At 72.6% G+C, this 7,810-nt stretch carries 6 protein-coding genes and 1 pseudogene; 3 read left to right on the forward strand and 4 right to left on the reverse strand.

Going from position 1 to position 7,810, the window contains the following annotated elements; translation table 11 throughout:
• Positions 1–643: 643 nt before the first annotated feature.
• Both FV234_RS24395 and gshB read left to right on the forward strand, forming a co-directional pair.
• The gene (locus tag FV234_RS24395; RefSeq protein ID WP_147754479.1) at positions 644–907 is read left to right on the forward strand and encodes a hypothetical protein; all 264 of its coding nucleotides are present in this window, start codon (positions 644–646) and stop codon (positions 905–907) included.
• 121 nt (positions 908–1,028) lie between these two features.
• The gene (gene gshB, locus FV234_RS24400) at positions 1,029–1,973 is read left to right on the forward strand and encodes a glutathione synthase (protein ID WP_147754474.1); all 945 of its coding nucleotides are present in this window, start codon (positions 1,029–1,031) and stop codon (positions 1,971–1,973) included.
• Between the two features lie 24 nt (positions 1,974–1,997).
• On the opposite strand, the gene FV234_RS24405 is transcribed toward gshB, so the two are convergent.
• Genes FV234_RS24405 through FV234_RS24415 form a run of 3 tightly spaced genes read right to left on the reverse strand, consistent with a single transcriptional unit; the run spans position 1,998 to position 5,275 of the window.
• Positions 1,998–2,225, reverse strand: a complete 228-nt coding sequence (locus FV234_RS24405; protein ID WP_147832215.1) for a hypothetical protein — start codon at positions 2,223–2,225, stop codon at positions 1,998–2,000.
• 39 nt (positions 2,226–2,264) lie between these two features.
• Complete coding sequence (locus FV234_RS24410; RefSeq protein WP_147754476.1) at positions 2,265–3,797, reverse strand: sodium:proton antiporter; 1,533 nt, start codon at positions 3,795–3,797, stop codon at positions 2,265–2,267.
• A gap of 53 nt (positions 3,798–3,850) precedes the next feature.
• Positions 3,851–5,275, reverse strand: a complete 1,425-nt coding sequence (locus FV234_RS24415) for a carbohydrate porin (protein WP_147832217.1) — start codon at positions 5,273–5,275, stop codon at positions 3,851–3,853.
• A 542-nt stretch (positions 5,276–5,817) separates the two neighbouring features.
• Here FV234_RS24415 and FV234_RS24425 point away from each other — a divergent pair.
• Positions 5,818–7,416 carry a gamma-glutamyltransferase family protein gene (locus FV234_RS24425; RefSeq protein WP_147764710.1) on the forward strand — a complete coding sequence of 533 codons (1,599 nt, stop codon included), beginning with the start codon at positions 5,818–5,820 and terminating at the stop codon, positions 7,414–7,416.
• 177 nt (positions 7,417–7,593) lie between these two features.
• On the opposite strand, the pseudogene FV234_RS24430 reads toward FV234_RS24425, so the two are convergent.
• Positions 7,594–7,810, reverse strand: a pseudogene (locus tag FV234_RS24430) (chemotaxis protein); the annotation flags it as partial.

A 7,810-nucleotide genomic window follows, 5' to 3' on the forward strand; every position in this document is an offset into this window, starting at 1 on the left:
GTGGATCGGGAGACGGTCATGGCAGGCACCTGTCGGCTTATCCGGGCATCGCGCCCGGGCCCCGGGGCGGGGCGTCGGCAAGGGCGACGGCGTGTCGATGCCGGCAGATCAGCACGCCATGGTTAACGGATCGTTTCCCGGCAGGACCTCCGGCGACCTGCTTCGGCGTCGTCGCCGGAGGTGTCCGCGCGGCGCCACGCGAGAGGGGGCTGGAAGGGGGCTGGAAGGGGGCCGGCCAGAGGTTCGCACGCGGTTGGCCTGCGCCTTGCGAGGGAGGATTCGCCCATGGCGGGCGTTTCCTCCCAACGACTGGGCCCTGCTCGCGACCCGGGCGGGGCCCTTCTTCGTTTGTCGGAGGGCGTTTCCTTCTCGGTCTCCGCCGGCACCTGCGGCGCGAATGCCGCATTGCGGCCTCGACGGGCTCCCACGGCAGATGCTGCATTGCGGTCGCCGAGGGGTGGAAGCGGAACCGTCGCACGGTCGCGACGCTTGCCTAGCGACGCCGGAGACCGATATGCCGGGCCATTCGCGGATGCCGCCCTCGGGCGGATCCGACGCCGGGGTTCCCACGGCCGACATGCAAGGACCACGCTGGATGCGACTGGACACGTTTCGACACGCCCGTGGCGCGCTTCTGCCTCGGATGCTCCGCTCCGCGGCGCTGGCAGGCCTCCCGCTCGCCCTGCTGGCGCTCGCCGGCAGCCCGGCCCAGGCCCAGCGCGAGGACCAGGGGCTGCAGCTCGGCTGCGCCAACGACTATTTCCGCCTCTGCGCCGGCGTCGACCCGAACAGCCCGGCGGCCGAGCAGTGCATGACGCGCAACCGCAAGCGCCTGTCGCCCGAGTGCCGCAACGCCATCGGCGACTACGACAAGCGCACCGGCGGAAAGTCGATGCCGGAGGATTGATCGCTTCGGGCGCGTCCGCGACGCGCCCGGTTCGAGGATGGTGGACGACGAGCGGCCGGCTCGTTCCGGGGGATGGATCGTCCCTCGGGAGCCGGCCGCGTCACGAGCGGAGCCCGACGACATGGCCTTGACCGTTGCGGTCCAGATGGACCCGATCCAGGCGATCCGCATCGCCGGCGACACCACCTTCGCCCTGTTGCTCGAAGCGCAGGCGCGCGGCCACCGGCTGATCTACTACACCCCCGACCGGCTCTCGATGCAGGGCCGCCGCGTCACCGCCCGCGTCCAGGCGCTGAGCGTGCAGGACGTGGAGGGCGCGCACGCGACGCTCGGCGAGATCGAGCGGATCGATCTGTCGGAGGCCGACGTGGTGCTGATGCGCCAGGACCCGCCCTTCGACATGGCCTACATCACCGCGACCCACATGCTGGAGAAGATCCACCCGCAGACGCTGGTGGTGAACGACCCGGCCGAGGTGCGCAACGCGCCCGAGAAGCTCTTCGTCCTCGACTTCCCCGAGCTGATGCCGCCGACGCTGATCTCCCGCGACAAGGCGGAGATCGAGGAATTCCGCCGCGAGCACGGCACCGTGGCGATGAAGCCGCTGCACGGCCACGGCGGCGCGGCGGTGTTCCGCGTCTCCGAGACCGACCCGAACTTCGGCTCGATGTTCGACCTGTTCTCGGTCACCTTCCGCGAGGCGTGGGTGGTGCAGCGCTTCCTCGAGAAGATCACCGAAGGCGACAAGCGCATCATCCTCGTCGACGGCGAGCCGATGGGCGCGATCAACCGCGTGCCGGCCTTGAACGACATCCGCTCCAACATGGTCCGCGGCGGCGCCGCCCGGCCCTCGGACCTGACCGAGCGCGAGCGCGAGATCTGCGCCACGATCGGCCCGGAGCTGCGCCGCCGCGGCCTGATCCTCGTCGGCATCGACGTGATCGACGGGCACCTCACCGAGATCAACGTCACCTCCCCCACCGGCATCCGCGCGATCAAGCGCCTCGGCGGCCCGGACCTCGCCGTGAGCGCGTGGGACGCGATCGAGGCGCGGGTGGCGGTCTGACGGTCGGCCTTCGGGTGTGCGCGGTCATTCCGAACGCTTGGCGCCACGTTTCCTGCGCGCCCGGGCCGATTGCGGTTGCCCCGCCGTTCGGCGGCCGAAGGCCTCCGCCATAGCCGGCAGCATGCCCTTGACGCCGGGCCGCGTCCGCGCCAGCTCGGCGTCGGTCAGCGGCGGGCTGTCGACCGCTGCCCAATCTGCCTCGGCGTAGGCGTCGTTCGGGACGTAGCCCAGCCCGGGATCACGCCTGCTCATAGGTCGCTCCTTCCGTTTAGAACGTAGACGATGTGGCCCTCACGTCTCCGCCTTCGGCGTCGCGTTGAGCTCGGCCCAGTCGAACTCCTCCTCCAGCACGAAGTAGGCGTCGTCGCCGATCGCGCCCTCGCGGCGCAGGCGCATGACCGTGTCGCGGGCGGCGGTGATGGCGCGGCGGCGCGGGCCGTCGGTGGGCAGGGATTCCGGAGCGCGGCCCTCCTCGTGGGCCTCCGCCTCGGCGAGCGCGCCGCGCAGCTCCGCCCTCAGGGCCTCGATGCCGGGCTCGTCGTCGGCCGCGTCGAGGCTGTCGAGGGCCGCCTGGTAGGCCTCGGCCCGGGCGCGGCCCGTCTCGCGGCCGACCGGGTCGTCGTCCTCGAGGCCGAGGCGGGCGAGCAGCGGGTTCAGGGTCAGGCCCTGGACCACCAGGGTGCCGAGCACCGTGCCGAACGCGGCGAAGACGATCAGGTCGCGGTGCGGGAATTCCTGCGGCAGGGCGAGCGCCGTGGCGATGGTGAGGATGCCGCGCATCCCAGCCCAGGACACCGCGACGGCGCTCCGGAGCCGGCCGCGGCCGGGATCGGCGACGGAGAGGCCGGGCAGGCCGGACGCCGGCAGCACCCAGGCGATGCGCACCAGCACCACGGTGGCGAAGACCGCGCCGGCGAGCGCCAGCGCGACGAGCTGGTCGGCGCCGGCGAGCCGCTCGAGGATCGGGCCGATCTGGATGCCGATCAGCACGAAGGCCAGCACGTTGAGCACGAACACCGCCGTGTTCCAGACCGCGTAGGAGATGATGCGCACGCGCGGGGCGGTGATGCCGGGGGTGCCGCGCGCCACCGTGATCGCGAAGGCGACCAGCGTCAGCACGCCAGACATCTCCAGGCGCTCGGCGGCGATCCAGATGCCGAAGGCGGCCACGAATTGCAGCACGATGGTGCTGGCCGCGTCCTGCACCCGCCGCATCCCGGCGACGAAGGCGAGCCCCGCGAGCGGCCCCACCACCAGGCTCGCGACCACGCCCACGAGGAAGGTCGGGCCGACCTCGGAGACGTGGAAGGCGCCGCTCGCGGCGGCCGCGACGCCGAGCCGGTAGATCAGCAGGGAGCCGGCGTCGTTGAGCAGGCTCTCGCCGCGCAGGATGGTGGTGAGGCGGTGCGGCAGCGAGACGTGGCGCAGCACCGAGAGCGCGGCCACCGCGTCCGGCGGCGCGACGATCGCCCCGAGCACGATGCAGGCGGAAAGCGGCATGTCCGGCACCAGCAGCTTGGCGACGACGGCGACCGCGATCGTCGTCACCGCCACCGCACCGAAGGCGAGGCCGGCGATCGGGCGCCAGTTCGCCCTCAGGTCGCGCAGCGAGGTGCCGTAGCCGGCATCCATCAGCACGGGCGCGAGGAACAGCGCCAGCGCCAGCCCCGGGTCGAGCTCGAGGTTCGGGACGCCCGGCACGAAGGCCAGGCCGACGCCGCCGAGCGCCAGGAAGGCCGGATACGGCGCACCGATTCGCCGCGCGAGCGCCGCCAGCAGCACCGCGCCGAACAGGACGCCGACAACCCACTCGAAAATGATCATCAGGGGAAGATAGGGCGGTGCGGCCGGCACGGCGGGGCCGGCGGACCTTCGACTCAGTACTGCACGGTCGCCCGCACCCCGAGAACGGTGGCGTTCTTCAGTCGGCGCCCGTCGGCATCCGCGACGCCGCCGCTCGGGCGGATGATGTACTGCAGGTCCGGCTGCACGGTGAAGCCCGGCACCACCAGCGCCTGGTAGGTCGCCTCCAGCGCGGTCTCGGCCCGCCGCCGCGGGATCGGGGTGCCGGTGAACAGGATGGTGTCGGTGTCGGCCCGGCGGGCGTCGTCGGCGTAGCGGGCGTAGGCGATGCCGGCGCCGACCGTGTCGTCGTCGCGCCCCGGGATCAGGCCCTTGTAGGCGAGGCCGGCGTCGACGTAGGCCGAGATCAGGCTGGAGCGCGTCGGCGAGAGCGAGGCGCGCACGAACACCGACAGGCCCTCGTCGTCCTTCTCGGGCTCGATCAGGACGCTCTGGTCGATCATCGCGTAGAGCCCGGCGTTGCCGCGCTGCCGGCGCGGCAGGCCGGACGAGGCCGGGTCGGCGAGCGACAGGCCGAGGGTGTCGCGGCGCAGGTCGTCGAACCGGCCGAAATGCTGCCAGCCGCCGAAGGTCACCGTGCCGGGCAGCGCGGTCGAGCCCTTCTCGGTGTTGTAGGAATAGGCCGCCTCGGCCACGATCAGGGCCGGGTCGTGCGTGCGGAAGTTCGTGCCGGTGCGGTTGAGGCGCTGCGCCTCCGCGTCGTCGCCCGGGCGGCTGGCCCCGGCCGGATCGCCGTCGTAGAGCCCGGCCTGGAACGACAGCCCGCCGCCGGGCTCGAACTTCGCCCGGATCGCCGGCGTCGCCAAGGGGTAGGCCGGGCCGCCGGAGGGGAGGTTCGCGCTGGTGATCGCCGGCCAGCCGAAGCTCGAGTTCACGAACAGCGTCGCGGTCTGGCTCACGAAGAACTCGCTGTCGGCGGCCTGCTGGCCGACGCGCAGGCCGAGCTTGCCGTCGAAGAGCTGCTGGTCGAACCACAGCACGTAGAGCCGTGTCGCGGGCAGCGCCCCGATGACGCTGACGTCGAGCAGGTTGCCGACGTAGTAGCGCGAGAGGCCGGTGCCGTGGATGAAGTAGGCGTTGGCGTGCGCCGTGGCGCCCTGCCAGCCGGCGAGCGTGTCGAGGTCGAGGTAGAGCCGCAGGTTCAGCCGGTCCTCCACCACCGCTCCCTGCCGCATTCCGCCGGTGGGGTTGCCGAGCACGTCCGCGATGTAGGTGAGGCTGTACTGGATGCCCCGCTCCTTCAGCACCGGGCGCAGGCCGAAGGGATCGCCGAGGGGGCCGAGATAGGGCTCGACCGAGCGGGCGTAGCCGCCCGAGGTCTGGCTCGTGGTCTCGGGCTGGGCCACGGAGGTCCGCACGTCGCCGCCGGCGCCTTCGCGGATCACGGGGATGGCCGGGGGCGCCGGCGGCGTCTGCGCGAAGGCCGGGATGCTGAGCATCGCGGCAAGCGCTCCGATGGCGGATGGGCGGTGGATCACGGACGGCTCGGGTGGCGTGCGGCGGCAACCGTACAACAGGCGCCCGGCCGAGTCCGATGCGGGACGGTGACACGCGAACCGCGCGTTCTGCCTTTTCCCGCACAACGGCTACTGTATTCACACCTCTCCTGCCCTTGGCGGTTCGACGTGCGCGCATCCCCTCGCCCCACGTGCGGGGAGAGGGCTTTGACGACCTCGTCGTCGGCAAAGCGAGGCGGCAGCCGACGGTGAGGGGGCCGAGCCGGAGGAGGCACTTCCGGAAGCTCCCCCTCACCGTCGCTTCGGCTTCGCCTCTCGCTCCCCGGCTGCACGACGGGGTGCAGCCGGGCCTCTCCCCGCACGCGGGGAGAGGGGAACCCGCGCGTTATCCGATGCCGTGACGAACGATGTGGATCCAGTAGCGCAGAGGGGGGGGAAGCGGAGTGGCCGCCCTCGCGCCTTTTGCACCGACGGCACGGTTTTCGTACAGCCGGAGCGAGCCGTCGCCAGCCGCGAGCGAGACCATGCCCGAGACCCCCGTCTTCTCCCACGGCGCCTGCGCCGCCCCGCACCACCTCGCCGCGCAGGCCGGGCAGACCGTGCTGGCGCAGGGCGGCAACGCCATCGAGGCGATGACCGCGATGGCGGCGGCGATCGCCGTGGTCTACCCGCACATGAACGGCATCGGCGGCGACGGGTTCTGGCTGGTGCGCGAGCGCGGCGGCCGGGTGCGCGGCATCGAGGCCTGCGGGCCGGCCGGCGCGCTGGCCACCCGGGCGCGCTACCGCGAGCGCGAGTTCGACGCGATCCCCGCCCGCGGCCCCGACGCCTGCGTGACGGTGGCCGGCGCCGTCGGCGGCTGGCGCCTGGCCCTGGAGCTGTCCCGCGCGCTCGGGGGCCGGCTGCCGCTGGAGACGCTGCTCGCCGACGCGATCCGCCACGCCCGCGAGGGCTGTCCGGTCTCGCCCTCGGAAGGGCGCTACGTGCCGAAGGAGCTCGACACCCTCCACGACGCCCCGAACTTTGCGAAGACGTTCCTCAAGGAGGGCAAACCGTGGCCGGTGGGCGACGTGCGGACGCTGCCGGCGCTGGCCGCGACCCTGGAGCAGCTCGCCCATGCCGGTCTCGACGACTTCTACCGCGGCGACGTCGGCCGCGAGATCGCCGCCGACCTCGAACGCCTCGACGCCCCGGTGACCAGGGCCGACCTCAAGGCCTACCAGCCGCGCGAGCGCTCGGCCCTCTCGATCCGCCGCCGCGACGCCACGCTCTACAACTTTCCGCCGCCGACGCAGGGGCTGGCGGCGCTGCTGATCCTCGGCATCTTCGACCGGCTCGACATCCGCCAGGCGGAGACCACGGCGCATTACCATGGGCTGATCGAGGCGACGAAGCGCGCCTTCGCGATCCGCGACCGGGTGGTGACCGACTACGACCGCCTGGTCACGGACCCGGCCCAGTATCTCACGCCCGAAAACCTCGCCCGCGAGGCGGCGCAGGTCGACATGGCGCGCGCCGCCGCGATCCCGCTGCGCAACCCCGGCGAGGGCGACACCGTGTGGATGGGCGCGATCGACCACGACGGCCTGGCCGTGTCCTACATCCAGTCGATCTACTGGGAATACGGCTCCGGCTGCGTGTTGCCGGCCACCGGCATCCACTGGCAGAACCGCGGCACCTCGTTCTCCCTCGACGAGACGGCCGTGAACCCGCTGGAGCCGGGGCGGCGCCCGTTCCACACCCTGATCCCGGCGCTCGCCTGCTTCGACGACGGCCGGCTGATGGCCTACGGCTCGATGGGCGGCGACGGCCAGCCGCAGTTCCAGGCGCAGGTCTTCACCCGCTACGCCGACTACGGGCTCGGCCCCGCCGACGCGGTCGACGCCCCGCGCCTGCTCTACGGCCGCACCTGGGGCGCGGAATCGCTGACCGTGAAGGTCGAGGACCGCTTCGACCCGGCCTGCATCCGGGCGCTCGGCCGGATGGGCCACGAGATCGAGGAGCTCGGCGGGGCCTACATCGACTCGCTCGGGCATGCCGGCATGCTGGTCCGCCACCCCCGCAACGGCCGCATCGAGGCGGTCCACGACCCCCGCTCGGACGGCGGCGCGTTGGGGCTTTAAGGGAAGCCGCGCCAGCTCGACGCGCCACTTCCCTCCCCCCTCTGTGGGGGAGGGTGGGCCTCCCGTCAGCGAGGGTCGGGAAAGGGAGCGCGTTATCCGGAGAGGTCGCTCCCCTCTCCCGACCCACTTCGCGGGCCACCCTCCCCCGCAGAGGGGGGGGGGAGGGGCGTGATCGGGTCAGGCGGCGCGGACGGTGGCGAGGAAGCGATCGACTTCCGCCGCGAGGTGCTCGGACTGGCGCGAGAGCTCGGAGGCGGCGCCCTGCTCCTCCACCGCCGCCGCGATCGAGGTCGCCACGTCGCTGATCTGGCGGATGCGCCCGGTCATCCCCCCGATCGAGGCGACCGCCTGACCGGTCGAGGTCTGGATCTGCGCGATCTGGCCCGAGATCTCG

This window comes from Methylobacterium sp. WL8, from assembly GCF_008040045.1.
Classification (GTDB): Bacteria; Pseudomonadota; Alphaproteobacteria; order Rhizobiales; family Beijerinckiaceae; genus Methylobacterium; species Methylobacterium cerastii.

What these genes read in the sequence shown, in the direction of transcription:
- FV234_RS24425 (WP_147764710.1), top strand. Translation starts at nt 5,818, where the DNA reads ATGCCCGAGACCCCCGTCTTCTCCCACGGCGCCTGCGCCGCCCCGCAC.
- FV234_RS24410 (WP_147754476.1), bottom strand. Translation starts at nt 3,797, where the DNA reads ATGATCATTTTCGAGTGGGTTGTCGGCGTCCTGTTCGGCGCGGTGCTG.
- FV234_RS24415 (WP_147832217.1), bottom strand. Translation starts at nt 5,275, where the DNA reads ATGCTCAGCATCCCGGCCTTCGCGCAGACGCCGCCGGCGCCCCCGGCC.
- gshB (WP_147754474.1), top strand. Translation starts at nt 1,029, where the DNA reads ATGGCCTTGACCGTTGCGGTCCAGATGGACCCGATCCAGGCGATCCGC.
- FV234_RS24395 (WP_147754479.1), top strand. Translation starts at nt 644, where the DNA reads ATGCTCCGCTCCGCGGCGCTGGCAGGCCTCCCGCTCGCCCTGCTGGCG.
- FV234_RS24405 (WP_147832215.1), bottom strand. Translation starts at nt 2,225, where the DNA reads ATGAGCAGGCGTGATCCCGGGCTGGGCTACGTCCCGAACGACGCCTAC.